The 16293-nt window shown below is 67.4% G+C and carries 23 protein-coding genes; 14 read left to right on the top strand and 9 right to left on the bottom strand.

The window, feature by feature from the left end; translation table 11 throughout:
* Positions 1-41: 41 nt before the first annotated feature.
* From fdhD to M1L58_RS12215, 5 genes are all read right to left on the bottom strand, one after another.
* The gene (fdhD, locus tag M1L58_RS12235; protein WP_248659070.1) at positions 42-899 is read right to left on the bottom strand and encodes a formate dehydrogenase accessory sulfurtransferase FdhD; all 858 of its coding nucleotides are present in this window, start codon (positions 897-899) and stop codon (positions 42-44) included.
* A 48-nt stretch (positions 900-947) separates the two neighbouring features.
* Positions 948-1397, bottom strand: a complete 450-nt coding sequence (gene dtd / locus M1L58_RS12230) for a D-aminoacyl-tRNA deacylase (RefSeq protein WP_248659069.1) — start codon at positions 1395-1397, stop codon at positions 948-950.
* A gap of 55 nt (positions 1398-1452) precedes the next feature.
* Positions 1453-1953 carry a hypothetical protein gene (locus tag M1L58_RS12225; protein ID WP_248659068.1) on the bottom strand — a complete coding sequence of 167 codons (501 nt, stop codon included), beginning with the start codon at positions 1951-1953 and terminating at the stop codon, positions 1453-1455.
* Positions 1954-2138: 185 nt separating this feature from the next.
* Positions 2139-2858, bottom strand: coding sequence for an SIMPL domain-containing protein (locus tag M1L58_RS12220; RefSeq protein ID WP_248659067.1), 720 nt, complete (start codon positions 2856-2858; stop codon positions 2139-2141).
* A 23-nt stretch (positions 2859-2881) separates the two neighbouring features.
* Positions 2882-3274 (bottom strand): phage holin family protein, encoded by a 393-nt coding sequence (locus tag M1L58_RS12215; RefSeq protein WP_040536201.1) that lies wholly within the window; start codon positions 3272-3274, stop codon positions 2882-2884.
* Between the two features lie 295 nt (positions 3275-3569).
* Between M1L58_RS12215 and infA the strand changes: the two genes are divergently transcribed.
* The 8 genes from infA (at position 3570) to truA (ending at position 8358) form a co-directional block, all read left to right on the top strand.
* A complete protein-coding gene (gene infA / locus M1L58_RS12210) occupies positions 3570-3791 on the top strand; it encodes a translation initiation factor IF-1 (protein ID WP_005170487.1) in 222 nt (73 codons plus the stop codon).
* 119 nt (positions 3792-3910) lie between these two features.
* Positions 3911-4024, top strand: a complete 114-nt coding sequence (gene rpmJ, locus M1L58_RS12205) for a 50S ribosomal protein L36 (protein ID WP_005207978.1) — start codon at positions 3911-3913, stop codon at positions 4022-4024.
* Positions 4025-4235: 211 nt separating this feature from the next.
* The gene (gene rpsM / locus M1L58_RS12200; RefSeq protein ID WP_006866998.1) at positions 4236-4604 is read left to right on the top strand and encodes a 30S ribosomal protein S13; all 369 of its coding nucleotides are present in this window, start codon (positions 4236-4238) and stop codon (positions 4602-4604) included.
* On the top strand, positions 4604-5011 hold the full coding sequence (gene rpsK, locus M1L58_RS12195) for a 30S ribosomal protein S11 (protein WP_004023536.1): 408 nt from the start codon (positions 4604-4606) through the stop codon (positions 5009-5011). The genes rpsM and rpsK overlap by 1 nt, the downstream gene beginning before the upstream one ends.
* 24 nt (positions 5012-5035) lie before the next feature.
* Positions 5036-5641 (top strand): 30S ribosomal protein S4, encoded by a 606-nt coding sequence (gene rpsD / locus M1L58_RS12190; RefSeq protein WP_005197585.1) that lies wholly within the window; start codon positions 5036-5038, stop codon positions 5639-5641.
* 89 nt (positions 5642-5730) lie between these two features.
* A complete protein-coding gene (locus tag M1L58_RS12185; protein ID WP_005197582.1) occupies positions 5731-6783 on the top strand; it encodes a DNA-directed RNA polymerase subunit alpha in 1053 nt (350 codons plus the stop codon).
* 80 nt (positions 6784-6863) lie between these two features.
* Positions 6864-7463 (top strand): 50S ribosomal protein L17, encoded by a 600-nt coding sequence (gene rplQ, locus M1L58_RS12180; protein ID WP_248659066.1) that lies wholly within the window; start codon positions 6864-6866, stop codon positions 7461-7463.
* Positions 7390-8358 (top strand): tRNA pseudouridine(38-40) synthase TruA, encoded by a 969-nt coding sequence (gene truA, locus M1L58_RS12175; protein ID WP_374112708.1) that lies wholly within the window; start codon positions 7390-7392, stop codon positions 8356-8358. Before rplQ ends, truA begins: the two co-directional genes overlap by 74 nt.
* Here the strand turns inward: truA and M1L58_RS12170 are convergent.
* From M1L58_RS12170 to M1L58_RS12160, 3 genes are all read right to left on the bottom strand, one after another.
* Positions 8355-8981, bottom strand: coding sequence for a TM2 domain-containing protein (locus M1L58_RS12170; protein WP_248659065.1), 627 nt, complete (start codon positions 8979-8981; stop codon positions 8355-8357). The two genes, truA and M1L58_RS12170, sit on opposite strands and share 4 nt — an antisense overlap.
* Before the next feature lie 62 nt (positions 8982-9043).
* Positions 9044-9547, bottom strand: coding sequence for a hypothetical protein (locus M1L58_RS12165; protein ID WP_006866994.1), 504 nt, complete (start codon positions 9545-9547; stop codon positions 9044-9046).
* Positions 9548-9596: 49 nt separating this feature from the next.
* Positions 9597-10667 carry an alpha/beta fold hydrolase gene (locus tag M1L58_RS12160; RefSeq protein WP_248659064.1) on the bottom strand — a complete coding sequence of 357 codons (1071 nt, stop codon included), beginning with the start codon at positions 10665-10667 and terminating at the stop codon, positions 9597-9599.
* A 191-nt stretch (positions 10668-10858) separates the two neighbouring features.
* On the opposite strand from M1L58_RS12160, the gene M1L58_RS12155 reads away from it, so the two are divergent.
* Positions 10859-11530 (top strand): DedA family protein, encoded by a 672-nt coding sequence (locus M1L58_RS12155; protein WP_248659063.1) that lies wholly within the window; start codon positions 10859-10861, stop codon positions 11528-11530.
* 9 nt (positions 11531-11539) lie between these two features.
* Here M1L58_RS12155 and M1L58_RS12150 read toward each other — a convergent pair whose 3' ends face one another.
* Positions 11540-13072 carry a MinD/ParA family ATP-binding protein gene (locus M1L58_RS12150; RefSeq protein WP_248659062.1) on the bottom strand — a complete coding sequence of 511 codons (1533 nt, stop codon included), beginning with the start codon at positions 13070-13072 and terminating at the stop codon, positions 11540-11542.
* 429 nt (positions 13073-13501) lie between these two features.
* Here M1L58_RS12150 and M1L58_RS12145 point away from each other — a divergent pair, with 429 nt between their 5' ends.
* The 5 genes from M1L58_RS12145 to M1L58_RS12125 are packed head-to-tail and all read left to right on the top strand — an operon-like array spanning position 13502 to position 16228.
* Entirely contained in the window at positions 13502-13885 is a 384-nt protein-coding gene (locus M1L58_RS12145) for a hypothetical protein (protein ID WP_006866990.1), read from the top strand.
* Positions 13886-13893: 8 nt separating this feature from the next.
* Positions 13894-14208 (top strand): YbaB/EbfC family nucleoid-associated protein, encoded by a 315-nt coding sequence (locus tag M1L58_RS12140; RefSeq protein WP_040536238.1) that lies wholly within the window; start codon positions 13894-13896, stop codon positions 14206-14208.
* Positions 14209-14265: 57 nt separating this feature from the next.
* Positions 14266-14574, top strand: a complete 309-nt coding sequence (locus M1L58_RS12135; protein ID WP_006360169.1) for a type VII secretion target — start codon at positions 14266-14268, stop codon at positions 14572-14574.
* The gene (locus tag M1L58_RS12130; RefSeq protein WP_248659061.1) at positions 14571-15920 is read left to right on the top strand and encodes a hypothetical protein; all 1350 of its coding nucleotides are present in this window, start codon (positions 14571-14573) and stop codon (positions 15918-15920) included. Before M1L58_RS12135 ends, M1L58_RS12130 begins: the two co-directional genes overlap by 4 nt.
* On the top strand, positions 15917-16228 hold the full coding sequence (locus M1L58_RS12125) for a PE family protein (protein WP_248659060.1): 312 nt from the start codon (positions 15917-15919) through the stop codon (positions 16226-16228). The genes M1L58_RS12130 and M1L58_RS12125 overlap by 4 nt, the downstream gene beginning before the upstream one ends.
* The last annotated feature ends 65 nt before the right edge of the window (positions 16229-16293 follow it).

The following is a 16293-nucleotide window of genomic DNA, read 5'->3' as shown; positions in this document are numbered from 1 at the left end:
GATTTCGGTGAGCGGGAACGGATGGTGTGAGCGAACCGCAGTCAGCTGCCGGTCGCAGATGGCTCCGAGTCGGCGGCGACGACCCGGTCCGGCCGTGTGTAGACGACCATCGACTCCCCGCGGGAGAACCCGATCAGCGTGATGCCGAGGTCGTCGGCGAGATCGGCGGCCAGTGATGACGGCGCCGACACCGCGCTCAACAGCGGGATGCCCGCCATCGCGGCCTTCTGCACGAGTTCGAAGCTCGCCCGGCCCGAGACCTGGAGAACGGTGCCGGTCAACGGGAGTCGGTCGGCGAGGACCGCCCAGCCGATGACCTTGTCGACGGCGTTGTGGCGTCCAACGTCCTCGCGGACGACGAGCAGCTCACCGTCGGCGTCGAAGAGTGCCGCTGCGTGCAGTCCACCGGTCTTGTCGAAGACTTCCTGCTCGGCGCGGAGACGGTCGGCAAGTCCCAGCAACGTGTCGACGTCGACCGTCAGCGTGTCGGTCGCCGGATCGTGGGCCGATGCGATGTGGACCGATTCGATGCTGTCCTTGCCGCAGACCCCGCAGGCGCTCGTCATGGTGTTACGGCGCGTGACACCAGGCGCCGGAGGCGGGACGTGGGCGGCCAGGGAGACGTCGACGACGTTGTAGGTGTTGGCGCCGGTCGAGTCGGTGCCCGCGCAATAGCGGGCGGTGGAGTAATCGCCACCTGCGGTGATGACGCCTTCGGAGACGAGGTACCCGGCCACGAGTTCGAAATCGCTGCCGGGGGTGCGCATGGTGACGCTCAGTTGCTGACCACCCACGCGGATCTCGAGGGGCTCCTCCACAGCAAGGGTGTCGGCGCGCTGCGTCGGCGCCGCATCGCGTCGGATGCGGGTGACACGGCGTCGTGCGGTTATTCGTCCCACCGTTCCGACCCTAGCCGTCGATTCCGGATGGTCGCCGCCAAGAACAGCTCAGACGTCGAGGATGAGGGTCACTGGTCCGTCGTTGACCAGACTCACCTGCATGTTCGCCCCGAATCGTCCGGTGGCGACGGTGGCCCCGGCCGCGCGCAGGGAGTCGGCGACCGCGTCGACGAGTGGTTCGGCCACCGGCCCCGGGGCGGCAGCGTTCCACGACGGCCGGCGTCCCTTGGCGGTGTTGGCGTACAGGGTGAACTGACTGATGACCAGGATCGGCGCGTCGATGTCGGCCGCAGCCTTCTCGGGACCCTCGTCGCCGTTGAAGATCCGCAGACGCCAGATCTTGTCGGCGAGCTTCGCGGCGTGATCAGGGGTGTCGTCGTGGGTGGCGCCGACGAGGGCGACGATGCCGGACCCGCCGGCCGGGATGTCGAGTTCGCCGACGACCTTCCCGTCGACGCTCACGCGGGCTACATTGACTCGCTGGATGACGGCTCGCACCGACCCAGGATGCCAGGCCGGATGGTCCGATACAGGAGCAGGTCGGGCGCTGGACCTACTTGATCTCGATGTCCCCGTCGAACTCGAACGGGGTCGCCGCAGGCTTGCATCCGCTGAAGGAATCGGTGGGTGCCGGACCGTTCACCCCGACCTTGCTCGGGTCGCCCTTCCGCACCGTGATCTGTACGGCGAGTGCGTCCTTCAACGGTGCCGGGATCAGATTCGGGTCGGTGGCGCTGATCGGGTATACCAGCGACGCGGTGTCGCCGTCGGTGTGGATGCAGATGATCGGACCCCTGACCGTGAACGGCAGCGGATTGTCGTCGTCACCGGCCAGCAGGGTCGCCTCGTAGGTACCGGTGCTCTTTCCTGTGTCGTCTGTGACGCCTTCGGCCTTGATCGCAAGGACGTCGAGGTCTGCGATCTCGAGTTCGCCCTCGATCGTCAGCGATTTCGTCTCCGCGGCATTCGCAGGGGCCGAGACCCCCAGAGTTGCGAACACTGCTGCGGCGGCCAGGGCCGAGATGCCGGTAGCGCGCGCTCGGAAACCCGTCATGACAATCTCCTTCCGTCGACGACGGTCGGGTACCCAGGGGCGGGCCCGGAAAACCACGCCGAAAACCGCCCTGAGCAGCGCTCCACAGACCGCCCGACGACACTGTGTCGCCGGTAGCGCCACAGGGGGTGCATCCCAGGGGAGCTTTTCAGCGCGGGCGCAGAGCGTCGGACAGTAGAGGTGGGTCAGCTGAGCGCAAAGGTGACCGTGACGGTGAAGGTGAGCTCCTGCTCGCCCGGTTCGATGGGTACCGGTGCCGCGGCGACGTCTCGCTCGAAGGAACCGGGGGAGGCGGGCTGCTCCCGACCGCTGGTCGTCTCCTTGATGGTCAGCACCTTGCCGAGGTCGTCGCCGGCGAGCGAGGCGTACTGCTCGGCGCGACCGCGGGCGTCGTCGAAGGCGGCCTTCCGGGCCTCCTCGAGGAGTTGCGAGTTGTCGTCGATGGCGAAGGAGACGTTGCTGATCCGGGTGTTGTCGCCGCCGGCGGTGGCCGCCGCGCTCAGGACCGTCGACGCCTTCGAGATGTCGCGGATCGTCACGCGGATGGAGTTGGTCGCGACGTAGCCGCTGATCTGGCTGCTGCCACCGGGGGCGGGGCTCGAGTACTGCGGGTTCACCGACACCTGCTGGGTGGCGACGTCCTTGCGTTCCACACCGGCGTCGACCACGGCGTCGGTCACCGCGCGCACCTTCTCGCTGGTCTCGTTCAGTGCGGTGGTCACGTCGCCGGCGGTCGACTCGACGCCGATGTCGGCGCGAAGAGTGTCGGGGACGCCGCTGACCTGACCCGAACCGACGACGGTGACCGATCGTTCCTGGTCGACGGCCGGGTCGCTCCCGCAGGCGGCGAGGGCCACGGCGAGTGCGGATGCGACGACTGCCACCAGTCCTGCGCGTCGCACCATCGACGATGTCCTCGCAATCCGGCTCATCGGTCCACCGAGTCCCGCATCAGCAGGGCGAGCAGCCAGCCGACGACCGAGACGACGATCGCGCCGAAGATCGCCGACCAGAAGAAGTCGTCGACCTCGAGACCCCAGTGGGTGGTGTTCCGGGTGATCCACGCGGTGATCTCGAGCATCAGCGCATTGATCACGATGTGGATGAGCCCCAGCGTCAGGATGTAGAAGGGGATCGAGATGATCTGCACGATCGGCTTCACGAACGCGTTCAGGAGGCCGAAGATGATCGCCACGACCAGCGCGATCCCGATCTTCTCGGCGGTCGTCGACCCGCCCACGAACTCGATTCCCGGGACGATCAGCGTCGCCACCCACAACGCCACCGCGGTGCACACGGTGCGGACCAGAAAAGCCAGCATGCGCAACAGTCTGCCAGTACGGGCGTGCCGAAAAGGCGGACTGATGTCCGAGTCGGGCGGAATGCGGCGGCCGAGCGGCACGCATTTGGACTGTTCTCGCAGTTCGCGTAACATGGATCGTCGGTGCGTCTCGCGTGCCCGCATCCGCGTGTCATCACGTGGCGCGGAGCGCTCGCACCGGGTGCAGGTCCTCGCGGACCGGTGCCCACACACTAACGGACAAACACTGATTCAACCGGGTCAATGTCGCGGCACCAACTCCGGTGTCGTGGAAACGGCCAGGATCGCGGAGGAAATGGCGAAGAAAGACGGGGCCATCGAGGTTGAGGGTCGAGTGATCGAACCCCTGCCCAATGCGATGTTTCGCATTGAGCTGGAGAACGGACACAAGGTTCTCGCCCACATCAGCGGCAAGATGCGGCAGCACTACATCCGCATCCTGCCCGAGGACCGGGTCGTCGTGGAACTCTCGCCCTACGACCTCGGTCGCGGGCGGATCGTGTACCGCTACAAGTAAGACTTCCCGGCACTCCCGGGAGAAGACTTCCCGGACATCCGTCTGGGAGGAGACCGACACCCACGTGTACAGCCGCGTTTTCGGCGTGCGCGCGGGCGAGCCGAGCAGGAGAGATTGACGTGAAGGTTCAGCCGAGCGTCAAGCCGATCTGCGAGAAGTGCAAGGTGATCCGCCGCAACGGTCGGGTCATGGTGATCTGCGAGAACCTGCGTCACAAGCAGCGTCAGGGCTGATCACGCGCACCCTCCGGGTCGCTTGAATCAGAACAACTGAAGACAGACAACTGAAGAACAGAAGACCTCTCAGCACCAGCGGCGACAGACGAGTCACCGCCTACCTCCGGATCAGAGGCCGGAGCCCGCGAGGTGTGGACACACGGTTCACACAGAGCTCGCGGGACGGACTGGGAGAAGACCTCTGGGAACCGAAAAGGAAATCCGCCACATGGCACGTGTTGCTGGTGTGGATCTCCCCCGCGAGAAGCGGCTGGAGATCGCACTGACCTACATCTACGGAGTTGGGCGTACCACCTCCAAGGAGATCCTGGCTGCCACCGGTCTGTCCGCAGACCTCCGCGCCAAGGATCTCACCGACGCAGACGTCGCAAAGCTGCGTGAGTACATCGAGGCCTCGGTGAAGGTCGAGGGTGACCTGCGACGCGAGGTGCAGGCCGATATCCGTCGCAAGATCGAGATCGGCTCCTACCAGGGTCTGCGCCACCGCCGTGGACTGCCCGTCCGTGGACAGCGCACCAAGACCAATGCCCGCACTCGTAAGGGCCCGAAGAAGACCATCGCCGGGAAGAAGAAGTAATGCCTCCGAAGTCACGTAGCGCAGGCCCCAAGAAGGGCACCCGCCGTCGCGATAAGAAGAACGTCCCGCACGGCCACGCACACATCAAGTCGACGTTCAACAACACCATCGTGTCGATCAGCGACCCCAGCGGAAACATCATCAGCTGGGCGTCGTCGGGCCACGTCGGTTTCAAGGGCTCGCGCAAGAGCACCCCGTTCGCGGCTCAGCTCGCGGCCGAGAACGCTGCGCGCAAGGCCCAGGAGCACGGCGTCAAGAAGGTCGACGTTTTCGTCAAGGGACCGGGTTCGGGTCGCGAGACCGCGATCCGCTCCCTGCAGGCAGCCGGCCTCGAGGTCGGCACCATTTCCGATGTCACCCCGCAGCCGCACAACGGTTGCCGTCCGCCCAAGCGGCGTCGGGTCTAGTCGGGAAAGGGAGGAACAGAGAAAATGGCTCGTTATACCGGCCCCGCAACAAAGAAGTCTCGTCGCCTTCGCGTCGACCTGATCGGTGGTGACGCCGCATTCGAGCGTCGCCCCTACCCGCCCGGCCAGCACGGCCGCTCGCGGATCAAGGAGAGCGAATACCTGCTCCAGCTGCAGGAGAAGCAGAAGGCGCGCTTCACCTACGGAGTGATGGAGAAGCAGTTCCGTCGCTACTTCGAGGAAGCCAACCGTCGTACCGGCAAGACCGGTGACGAACTGCTGAAGCTCCTCGAGACCCGTCTCGACAACGTCGTGTACCGCTCGGGCATCGCGCGGACCCGTCGTCAGGCTCGCCAGCTGGTCAGCCACGGCCACTTCACCGTCAACGGTGTGAAGGTCGACGTCCCCAGCTACCGCGTCAGCCAGTACGACATCATCGACGTCCGTCCGAAGTCGCTGCAGACCGTCCCGTTCCAGATCGCCAAGGAGCTCGTCGGCGATCGTCCGGTCCCGGGTTGGCTCCAGGTCGTGCCCTCGACCCTGCGCATCCTCGTGCACTCCGTGCCCGAGCGCGCTCAGATCGAGGTCCCGCTGCAGGAACAGCTCATCGTCGAGTTCTACTCCAAGTAGTCCTTCGAGCAAGACCAGCCCGACAGCTACCTGCTGTTCGGTTCACTTTCTAGGTCGTCATATAGCGGGCGGCCAAAGGAGAAAACGAAATGCTCATCTCACAGCGACCCACCCTCACCGAGGAAGTCATCGCCGAGAACCGGTCGAAGTTCGTCATCGAACCGCTCGAGCCTGGCTTCGGTTACACCCTCGGTAACTCGCTGCGTCGTACCCTGCTCAGCTCGATCCCGGGTGCTGCCATCACCAGCATCCGCATCGACGGTGTCCTCCACGAGTTCACCACCGTCCCCGGGGTCAAGGAAGACGTCACCGACATCATCCTGAACCTCAAGGGCCTCGTGGTCTCCTCGGACGAGGACGAGCCGGTCACCATGTACGTGCGCAAGCAGGGTCCGGGCACCGTCACCGGCGCCGACATCGTGCCCCCGGCCGGTGTCACCGTGCACAACCCCGATCTGCACATCGCGACCCTGAACGACAAGGGCAAGCTCGAGATCGAGCTCGTCGTCGAGCGGGGCCGCGGCTACGTGCCGGCCGTGCAGAACAAGGCGTCGGGTGCCGAGATCGGCCGTATCCCGGTCGACTCGATCTACTCGCCGGTGCTCAAGGTGACCTACAAGGTCGAGGCCACCCGTGTCGAGCAGCGCACCGACTTCGATCGGCTCGTGCTCGACGTGGAGACCAAGAACTCGATCAGCGCGCGTGACGCGCTGGCGTCGGCGGGCAAGACCCTGGTGGAGCTCTTCGGGCTCGCCCGGGAGCTCAACGTCGAGGCCGAGGGCATCGAGATCGGACCGTCTCCGGCGGAGGCCGACCACATCGCGTCGTTCAGCCTGCCGATCGAGGATCTGGAGCTGACCGTCCGTTCGTACAACTGCCTCAAGCGCGAGGGTGTTCACACCGTCGGCGAGCTGGTTGCCCGGACCGAGTCGGATCTGCTCGACATCCGCAACTTCGGCCAGAAGTCGATCGACGAGGTCAAGGTCAAGCTGCACGCGCTCGGTCTGTCCCTCAAGGACAGCCCGGCCAGCTTCGATCCGTCGCAGGTCGCCGGATACGACCCCGCCACCGGTACGTGGTCGGAAGACGCGTCGTTCGACGCTGATTCCGGTGAGGATTTCGCCGAAACCGAACAGCTCTAGTCGCTTCAGCGGCAAGCTGTCACGCTCGCCCAAACCCTGACTTCCGCTCGAGTGATCGGGAGTCCTCCTAGGAGAAGACAATGCCCAAGCCCACCAAGGGTGCCCGCCTCGGCGGGTCGGCCAGCCACCAGAAAGCGATGCTGGCGAACCTCGCCACCTCGCTCTTCGAGCACGGCCGCATCACCACCACCGAGGCCAAGGCCAAGCGCCTGCGCCCGTACGCGGAGAAGATCATCACCCACGCCAAGGCCGGCAAGCTGGCCAACCGCCGTGAGGTGCTGAAGGACATCCGCAACAAGGACGTCGTGCACACGCTGTTCGACGAGATCGGCCCGTTCTTCGCCGATCGCAACGGTGGCTACACCCGCATCATCAAGACGCTGCCGCGCAAGGGTGACAACGCCCCCATGGCCGTGATCGAGCTGGTGCGCGAGACCACCGCGTCGAGCGAGGCCTCTCGCGCGACCCGTGTCGCCGCCTCGAAGAAGGCCGCCGCCGGGAGCGAAGCGAGCGGAACCGATGTGACCGCTGAGGAGAACGTGGTGGAGGCTGTTGAAGCCGACGCCACCGACGCCGAGGTCGCCAACGCCGACGCCGTCGCCGAGGCTGTCGACGACGAGTCGACCGCCGCCACCGCCGTCGAGGCGGAAGAGGCCGACGCAGAAGACGACAAGAAGTAGTCGACTGAGTCGAGAACTGCTGACCGAACCCGTCGGCCCGGATTCCGGTGCCGGCGGGTTCTGTCGTCTGCGCTTCGACATCGGCTACGACGGCACCGATTTCGCCGGTTGGGCACGGCAGATCGGGCAGCGCAGCGTGTGCGAGGAACTCGAGACCCGGTTGTCGACGATCCTGCGGGTGCCGGTCCGGCTGACGGTGGCAGGCCGGACCGACGCCGGGGTCCACGCGACGGGGCAGGTCGCGCATGCCGTCGTCCCACGGTCAGCGCTGGAGACCCGGTCGATCTCCGGGGACCCGTCGACGCTGGTCGGTCGGCTGGCGAAGATGTGCCCGGACGACATCCGGGTGAAAGAGGTCCGGGCGGTCCCGGACGTATTCGATGCGCGATTCTCCGCGCTACGCCGCCACTACCGTTACCGGCTCGACGACTCGCGGTGGGGACCGGAACCGGTGGTGGCCCGCACGACCGCGACGTGGCGTCGCCCGCTCGACGTCGACGCGATGAACGCCGCATCGTCGGAGCTGTTGGGATTGAACGACTTCGCCGCGTTCTGTCGCCGGCGGGAGGGCGCGACGACGATCCGCGACCTGCAGCGTTTCTCGTGGACCCGTGACGCGGACGGTGTGCTCGTCGGCGAGGTCAGCGCGGACGCATTCTGCTGGTCGATGGTGCGGTCGTTGGTGGGTGCGGTCGCCAGCGTCGGCGACGGTCGGCGGAGCGTCGACTGGTGCCGTGCGCTGCTTGCGGAGAAGACGCGCAGCCCGCAGGTGCCGGTGGCCGAGGCCAGGGGACTGTGTCTGGTCGGCGTCGACTATCCCGCCGACGACGAACTCGCCGCCCGCAACACGGTGACCCGCGACGTGCGCGGGTCCACCGGTTGCTGCGGCGGCTAGTTCCCGAGCTTGAGGCCGTTCTTGTCGCGGACACTCCCGGTCAGCATCATGATGCCGTCGACGAGCGCCCAGATCGCGACACCGAAGATCAGCACGAAGCCGATGAGGAAGATCGCGGTGATGTAGCCGATGATCGTCAGGCCGAGCTGGATACCGCCGATGGTGTTGTCGCCGATGTAAAACCGGCCGACGCCGAGCGTGCCCAGGAAGATCTGCAACAGACCCGCCACGATTTTCGACTTGTCCGACAGCGGCTCGCCGGTCGCCGGGTCGCGGCCGTACGGCGCGGTCGGGTCGGGCGCTCCCGGATATCCGTACCCGGCCGGTGCGCCGTACTGGGGTGCACCGTACTGAGGTGAGCCGTACTGGGGTGCACCGTACTGGGGTGAGCCGTACTGTCCGGCCCCGTACTGCTGTCCGGCCCCGTACTGAGGCGGGGTGCCGTACTGCTGCTGGTTGTCGTACCCCTGCGACGCGCCGTCGGCTGACCCGTAGGACGGAGGTGTGTATCCCGCGTTCGGATCGGTGCCGTAGGCGGGGGTGCCCGGCGGCGAGGTGTCCTCGGCCGGGGGCTTCTTGACGAAGTCGAACGGCTTGTCGCCGGGGTTCTCCGGGCTGGTCATCGGTCGGTCCTCCTCGGTGGGTCCTGCGTGGTGTCGTCGTGGTGGTGGGTCGGGTCGTGTGGTCAGGCCATCGCGGCAAGGGTGCGGGCATAGTTGACGCGACCCGAGACGTCACCCATCGTGACCGGCGAATACGCCGGGATGTTGGTGACGTGCATGAAGCCGCCCGCGCCGCGCACGGTCACCTGGATGTATCCGGTGGTTCTGCGTTCCTTCATCAGCAGGAACAGCAGGCTGAGAAAGCACACCATGAAGAACCCCACGATGGCCAGTACCAGACCCGTCTGTGACATCCGTTCGGTCGACACGGACATGTCGGTGACTATCCACTGGGTGCCGGCGATCGGGCAGGTGCCCGACGGCGTGATGACGTGGTTCTGGGTGCACGTGATGTCGCCGATGACGACGAGGGGCTGCTCGGGGACCGGTGCGGCGCCGTGTTGATACGGTGCCGGATTCGGTTGTGGCGCACCGTACCCGGGCACGGCAAAACCTGGACTCGAGTCGTACTCGGAAGGTTGATGGCCGAACGGCGTCGTGCCGTTCCCGTCCCCCGGATAGGTCATGGACTCATCGTGGCACAGACCTGTGACGCACCGACGGCGATGCGCGTGCTCAGGTCGCGTTGCGCTCGTCCTCGAAGGCCCCCATGACGATGTCGAGGGTGTCCTCGTCGTCGATGAAGTCCTGCGGGTGCGCGCCCTCGGACAGCAGATGCCGCCAGTTCAGCGGGTCGAACACGATGGGGTCGTGCCGCGACAGGAAGTCGATGACCACCCGGCAGAATCGTTCCGGGTCGTCGCGGAAGGGGAAATGCCCGGCGCCGGAGAAGGTTTCGAGCTCCGAGTGCGGGATCGCCGAGTGGGCGAGCTCGGCGTGGTGATAGGGGATGACGATGTCCTCGTCGCCCCAGATCAGCAGGACCGGGAGTCGTTCGGTGAGATAACAGCGGTCGAGCATGGTGACCGATTGTCCGCGCCAGTCGACGACGGCTCGCAACGTCCGCAGGAACGCCGCGCAGGCGGTCGGGTCGGCGAGATCACCGAGGACGCGCATGAGGTCCTCGTGGTCGGCCAGAAGGCGTTTCGGTGTTGCGGTCACCGATGCGAACGGAACTACCGGGACGGCGGCGACGGCCTTGGCCGCGACGCGCAGTCCGGGCACGACGCCCGGGATCCGCAGCGCGGACAGGGCCTGGTGCACGACGGGCAGCGAGATGAGGCGCAGGGCCGGATTGACCTCCCGCGTCACACCGCCCGCCGCGACGAGGACGAGGCGCTCGACGAAACGGGGGAACTGGTAGCAGAACTGCATGGCCACGCCACCGCCGAGCGAGTGGCCGACGACGGTGACCTTGGTGTGGCCCAGAACGACCAGCAGGTCGCGCATGCCGTTGGCGAAGGCGGGAACGGAGTAGTCGGCGCGCGGCTTGTCGGAGCGGCCGTGACCGAGGAGGTCCGGCGCGATGACCGTGTAGTGCTGCGCCAGGATCGGGATGACCTCGTCCCACGTCGACGAGTTGTCGCCGATCCCGTGGATGAGCAGGAGCGCCGGACCGCTGCCGGCGATCCGGTAGGCGCGGCGGTAACCGTGGATCGTGTGGTACTCGATGCGGACGTCGGTGTCCGAGACGGGCCGCAGGGCCGGAGCCGGCGGCTTCGACGGACCGGGGGTCTTCGACGGCATTGTGGTTCCCCCTTCTGCTCGAGGTGTGCTGCTCACGGTCGAGTAAACCCCACCTGAACGGAGTTCGCGCGTCGGCGGTCGGGTGGGACGGATGACCAGGCCGGTTGCTCGTGGGGATGCCCCTGCGGCCGGTGGGGTCGTTCGGTCGGAACACCGCTCTCACCTGCACGAACCGTTTACTGTGGGGCCTGATGAATCCGTTCGACGTCGAGTCCTTCGTGACCACCGGTGGCCTGATCGGTCTGTGCTTGCTCGTCTTCGTCGAGACCGGGTTGTTGTTCGGCGTGATCTTCCCCGGGGACTCGCTCCTGTTCACCGCCGGTGTGTTCGCGGCGCAGCCGGACCCGTTCGCACCGGTCTGGCTGGTGGTCCCGCTGGTGGCGCTCGCCGCGATCGCCGGGGACCAGTGTGGCTACCTCATCGGTCGGCGTCTGGGCCGAAGCGTCGTCGAGGGTCGGATGATGCAGCGCATCGGACCCCAGTACGTGGCGAGGACCAACGCCTTCTTCGACCGTTTCGGGCCGTTGACGGTCTTCTTCGGCAGGTTCATCGGCATCGTCCGAACGTTGGTACCCCTCACCGCGGGTTTCAGCGGGATGTCCTATCGCGCGTTCACGTTCTTCAGCGTCCTGGGCAGCTTCGCGTGGGCGGGCGGGATCATCGTGGCCGGCTACCTGCTCGGCAACGTGCCGATCGTCCGCGACAACATCGAGGTCCTGATCATCGGCTCGGTGCTCACGGTGGTGGTGCCGATGGCCCTTCATGCTGCGCGACGCTGGCGGGCGTCGAGACGCCGGCAGGGTGAGGCGGCAGCGGTGGACGCGACCCTGCCGGAGAATCAGGTCCCGCCGGAAGCACGCTGAGACGGCGGTCTACCCGAGGTACGGCTCTTCACGCGGCAGCGTGGTGCCCGAGAAGTCGTCGGCGATCGTTGCCGCGAGTTCGACGAACGACCGCTTGGCGGCCTTCGACATCAGCTCGAGGTCGACGTCGGCGCCCTCGGCGAGATGGTCGTCGAACGGGATCTTGTGCACCGCGCGGCACCTGGTGAGGAAGTGCTGACCGAGCTGATCGGTGTCGATGGTCGACGACCCCGGACGCGACGAGCTCAGCACGACGACGGCCCGCGACACGAGGTGCCCGAAGCCGTGGGCCTCGAGCCAGTCCAGGGTGGCGCCGGCACTGCGCGCGCCGTCGAGCGCCGGCGAGCTGACCAGGATGATCGTGTTCGCGAGGTCGAGCACACCGTTCATCGCCGAGTGGCTCAGGCCGGTGCCGCAGTCGGTGATGATGATGTTGTAGAACCGCTGGAGGATGGTGACGACCCCGCGGTACTCGTCCTCGTTGAACGCCTCGGCCATAGCTGGATCACGTTCGGAGGCAAGGACTTCCAGGCGACTCGGGGCCTGCGACGTGTGGGCTCGGACGTCGGAGTAGCGGTAGACGTTCTGGTCGGCGAGCAGGTCGCGGACCGTCGAGCGTGTCTGTTGCGGGATGCGCTGCGCGAGCGTGCCGAGGTCGGGATTGGCGTCGACGGCGATCACCCGGTCGCCGCGCAGGGACGCGAAGGTCGAGCCGAGGCCGACGGTGGTCGTGGTCTTGCCGACACCGCCCTTGAGCGACAGGACCGCGATGCGGTAATCGCCGCGCACGGGTCGGTTCACACGTTCGAGCAGCTGCTGATAGGCGAGGTCGCCCTGCGACTCACCGGGATTGATGGCACCGGCCGACAAGGTGTGGACGGCGCGTCGCCAGCCGCGGCTCGGAGCGCGCCGGGCCTTGCGGATCAGTGCGACCTCGTCCAGCGACGGGCCACCCATCGGCGGGCCGTAGCCTCCGGGCGCCTGCTGAGGCGCATACGCAGGTGCGGGTCCGGTGCCCGGGCCGAACTGTCCCGGTGGCATCGGTCCGTTCCCTCCCGGTGGACCGGCGGGATGTGCGGGGCCCGGAGCCCCGGGCTGCGGGAACGGCGGCGGCTGGTGACCCGCCGGCGGGGTTGCCTGGTCGTATGGGGGCACCGGTCCCGGCTCGAAGGGCGGCCCGGCGAGCGGCGCCTGGAAGTCCGGTCCCGGCGTCGGAGGCGGGCCGGGGAAACGGGCGGGCTCCGGTGCCGGCGGGGTGCGACGACCGACGGGGTCGTGCGGCCATGTCTCGGCACCGGGGCCGACCTGATCGGTCGCTGCTTCCTTGGGCGGGCGCGGTGTATCGGGGCGCGGGGACGAAACGGGATTCGACGGCGCGGGGCCGGGCGCCGGCGGGAAGTCGGCCTGTCGGCCGTCGTCGGCGGGAGTTCGAGGCGGCTGCGGAGGCGGCGTCGGCTCCTGCGGAGGCGGGGCGAACTGCAGCCACGGGGGTGGTGCCGGCGCGTCCGCGCCGTTGGGCGTCGTCGAGTTCTCGTGCGTCATCGGGGAATCCTCTGGTCTTGCGGCCGGGCCGACCTGGCGAGCCGTGGTCTGTGCGCGAACGTGATCGGCGGCAGCATGCGAGGATCGATGAGGCATCGATCCTCGTGCGATCTGCTTGCACTCTGACCGACTCCGGCAGCGTCGACGGCAGTCTACCGAAGGGTATGAGAGGATCTCGGACGAGATCCACAGTTCATCTCACACTCTCGCTTCGACATACCGAATTCGACGTGTGGTGGTGTTGATCGAGTTGTGGCAGGATCAGGCACTTGAACCTCAGGTGCGAGGCGGGGCGGCACCGTGATCGTGGTCAGTCGACGACGCGGTGAACCGGCATCTGGGGGAGGCGGTTTCATCGAACGGGAATTCGATGGAACCGGGAGGGACCCCGTCTGCGTCTAAATCGACGTGAAGGGGGGTTCGGCTTCTATGAGCTACACCGAAGAGACGGCGGCGCGTTCCGATGATGCGCGCGACGACGATCCGTGGGCCGTCGTCCATCAGTTGTCGCAAGCGCGTTCGCGGTCGGGTGGTCTCGCCGTCCGGACGACGGCCCAGGGCCTGCCGGTGGCCGTGCACATCGCCTCCACCGAACTCGACAAGCATCCGGAACTGCTGGCCGCCGACATCCTGCGCCTCTGCAGGCAGTCCGCGATGTCGGCCGGAATCCGCCTGCGGGAGAACCTGCTTGCGGCCGGGGTGGATCGGGATCTCGTCAACGAGATGAAGCTGCCGCAACCCGAGGACCTGGCTGCGGCCGAAGAGCGCGACGACGAGGAAGCCGACGCCACGGCGTCGTGGTTGCGCCGATGAGCTGGGCGATGGACGAACTCGAGGCACGTGCGGCCCGTCAGCTCGACGGCCTGCGGTCCTTCCAGGAGAGCCTCGAGGCGATCACGGTGACGGTCACCTCGGCCGACGGCCTGGTGACGGTCGAGGTGGACGCCAAGGGGGCTTTGGTAGACCTCCGGCTGGCGCACGGCGCGAACGAACTGGGCGCCACCCGGCTCGGTGAACAGATCGTGGCGACGTCGGCCCTTGCCGCACAACGGGTCTACGCGCGGGTGGCAGCGGTGACCGAGGACTTCAACGAATCATTTGGCGACATGCTCGGCGCGCGTCCGGCGGGTGAATGACGTGAACCGGCCGACAGACGGTCGATCGACAGGACTTGCACTCACGAGGGGGTTGCGATGACGAACGTGAAAGTGACATCCGAAGCGCTCGAAGGCTTCGCGGCGACGAATGCGGCGATGGCCTCGGCCATCGGAACGGCCGGGTCGATCGACGCCGCGGCCAACACGGCCGCGATGGTCCCGGTGTTCGGCCTCATCGGGCAGGAGTTCCTCGCGTCGTTCATCTTCGCGCAGGCCAACCATCTGATGTCCGTCGGGCAGCTCGCCGCGGTACACGCCGCGACCGCCGCCTCCACCGTCGCGGGTCTCGCCGAATACGAGGGCACCGATGCCGCGACCGCCGCGGCGATCCGTTCGGTGCTGTGAACCCGATCCCACCGATGCCAGGCCCGTTGCCCGGCGTCCCGGATGTGCCTGCACTCAGTCATATGACCGTGCAGGAGATGATCGACGCGAGTCCGCTGGGGCCGATCCTCGATCGCACGGTCGCCGATGTGCTCGGGGGCCTCGGGCTACCGCCGCTGCCGGTACTTCCGCCGTTGCCGCCGATGCCCGGTTTGCCGCCGATACAGCCGCCCGACCTCAGCATGTTCATCAAACCGATCACCGACCTGCTGGGTGGCTTCGGCACGGGTGACCTGAGCGGCGCCGGCTTCGACCCGACGATCATCTTCGACAGCCTCACCAAGGTGCTCGAGACGTCGATGACGATGGGGCAGAGCGCACTCAAGCTCGCCGATCAGCTGTGGGCGGGTCAGGGTGCGGCCGGAGCGGCCACCAAAACCGCCGAGGCCGGTACCAACAGCACCGCGCTGGCCGCGCAGGGGTCCGGGATCTCGATCGACACCAAGGCAGCGGCCGCCATCGTCGCCAAGGGGCTGGCCGTGGTCCAGGGCATCGTCGCGGCGACGGTCGCCAAGCTCTCGGCTCTGGTGCCGGTCATCATGAGCCCGGCGATCGCGGTCGGTCTCAGTACCGCAGCCGTCGTCGCCGGGGCCGGGCTGGAACTGGCCACCGCGGCGGTCGCCGTGACCCGGGCCGAGTTGCTCGCCCCCACTACCGCGATGACCGCCAACGGTGCGCCGGTCGCGATCACCGGCGCGCCGACCGCGGGTGCGGGGCAGTCGCCGTTCACCCTGGCGAGCTCGGTTCTCGACGTCGTCTCCCCGGCGGTGTCCACGGCCGCCGAACTGCCGTCCACGCTCATGCAGCCGATCAGCAAGATGCTCAGCGTCAACCCGGATTCGGCGATCGTCGCCCCCGCCGGGAGCCCGCTCGCCAAGGCCAAGGGGGCCGGAGGCGGCGGCGGAGGTGGAGGCGGCGGCGGTGGTGGCGGCGTCGGCGGGATCGGCGGCATGATGACGCCGTTGAGTGCCTCCCGACCGACCGTGCCGACCGGTTTCGGCGTCGGCGAGCCGGCCATGGGATCGTCAGCGGCTCCGCGTGTCTCGACCACACCCGCGGCGATGCCGATGGGCGGCGCCCCGATGGGTGCAGCCGGCGCCGGTGCCCGCGGGGCGGGCGCCTCCGAAGGCCAGCACAGCGTGCCCGACTACCTGGTGACCGAAGACAACGGGCGTGCGGTGGTCGGTGACGACCCCGAGGTCGCGCCTGCGGTCATCGGACACGACGAGGCGGCCGAGGCCGATCCGGGTCCTGATATCGAACTACGGCTGGGTGTGCCCGGTCTGACACGAAACGAGGAAGCATGAGCAACGCGCAACTCCGCGTCGAACCCGCCGAGCTGATGTCGGCGGCAGTCGATCTCGACAAGATCGCGGACCGCCTCGAGATGGCGCTCACCGGTGCGGGGCCGAAGCTCACCGTCGACGCCCAGGGCCGCGACGAGGTGTCGACCGCAACCGCGGCCAGCTTCACGACGGTGGCTCGGGACTTCGAGAAGGACTCGGCCACAGGTGTTCTCGAGCTCCGCAAGATCGCTGCCCTGCTACGGGCACAGGCCGCCGGCTTCATCGAAGGCGAGGCCGAGGCGGCCGCGGCCTTCAAGCTCCAGGTGTAGGCCACAGAACCGGCCGCTGCCGCAGCTGCGGCAGCGCTCGGATACCGCATCAGACTCGTCGTCCA

This window comes from Gordonia sp. C13, from assembly GCF_023218005.1.
GTDB classification, from domain to species: domain Bacteria; phylum Actinomycetota; class Actinomycetes; order Mycobacteriales; family Mycobacteriaceae; genus Gordonia; species Gordonia namibiensis.
This window is presented reverse-complemented; position numbering and strand designations above follow the sequence as displayed.

Bases quoted from the DNA above. Each gene is read 5' to 3' on its own strand.
- M1L58_RS12225 (WP_248659068.1), bottom strand. From the start codon at position 1,953: ATGACGGGTTTCCGAGCGCGCGCTACCGGCATCTCGGCCCTGGCCGCC.
- M1L58_RS12220 (WP_248659067.1), bottom strand. From the start codon at position 2,858: ATGGTGCGACGCGCAGGACTGGTGGCAGTCGTCGCATCCGCACTCGCC.
- M1L58_RS12215 (WP_040536201.1), bottom strand. From the start codon at position 3,274: ATGCTGGCTTTTCTGGTCCGCACCGTGTGCACCGCGGTGGCGTTGTGG.
- infA (WP_005170487.1), top strand. From the start codon at position 3,570: ATGGCGAAGAAAGACGGGGCCATCGAGGTTGAGGGTCGAGTGATCGAA.
- rpsM (WP_006866998.1), top strand. From the start codon at position 4,236: ATGGCACGTGTTGCTGGTGTGGATCTCCCCCGCGAGAAGCGGCTGGAG.
- rpsK (WP_004023536.1), top strand. From the start codon at position 4,604: ATGCCTCCGAAGTCACGTAGCGCAGGCCCCAAGAAGGGCACCCGCCGT.
- rpsD (WP_005197585.1), top strand. From the start codon at position 5,036: ATGGCTCGTTATACCGGCCCCGCAACAAAGAAGTCTCGTCGCCTTCGC.
- M1L58_RS12185 (WP_005197582.1), top strand. From the start codon at position 5,731: ATGCTCATCTCACAGCGACCCACCCTCACCGAGGAAGTCATCGCCGAG.
- rplQ (WP_248659066.1), top strand. From the start codon at position 6,864: ATGCCCAAGCCCACCAAGGGTGCCCGCCTCGGCGGGTCGGCCAGCCAC.
- M1L58_RS12170 (WP_248659065.1), bottom strand. From the start codon at position 8,981: ATGACCAGCCCGGAGAACCCCGGCGACAAGCCGTTCGACTTCGTCAAG.
- M1L58_RS12165 (WP_006866994.1), bottom strand. From the start codon at position 9,547: ATGACCTATCCGGGGGACGGGAACGGCACGACGCCGTTCGGCCATCAA.
- M1L58_RS12160 (WP_248659064.1), bottom strand. From the start codon at position 10,667: ATGCCGTCGAAGACCCCCGGTCCGTCGAAGCCGCCGGCTCCGGCCCTG.
- M1L58_RS12155 (WP_248659063.1), top strand. From the start codon at position 10,859: ATGAATCCGTTCGACGTCGAGTCCTTCGTGACCACCGGTGGCCTGATC.
- M1L58_RS12150 (WP_248659062.1), bottom strand. From the start codon at position 13,072: ATGACGCACGAGAACTCGACGACGCCCAACGGCGCGGACGCGCCGGCA.
- M1L58_RS12145 (WP_006866990.1), top strand. From the start codon at position 13,502: ATGAGCTACACCGAAGAGACGGCGGCGCGTTCCGATGATGCGCGCGAC.
- M1L58_RS12140 (WP_040536238.1), top strand. From the start codon at position 13,894: ATGGACGAACTCGAGGCACGTGCGGCCCGTCAGCTCGACGGCCTGCGG.
- M1L58_RS12135 (WP_006360169.1), top strand. From the start codon at position 14,266: ATGACGAACGTGAAAGTGACATCCGAAGCGCTCGAAGGCTTCGCGGCG.
- M1L58_RS12125 (WP_248659060.1), top strand. From the start codon at position 15,917: ATGAGCAACGCGCAACTCCGCGTCGAACCCGCCGAGCTGATGTCGGCG.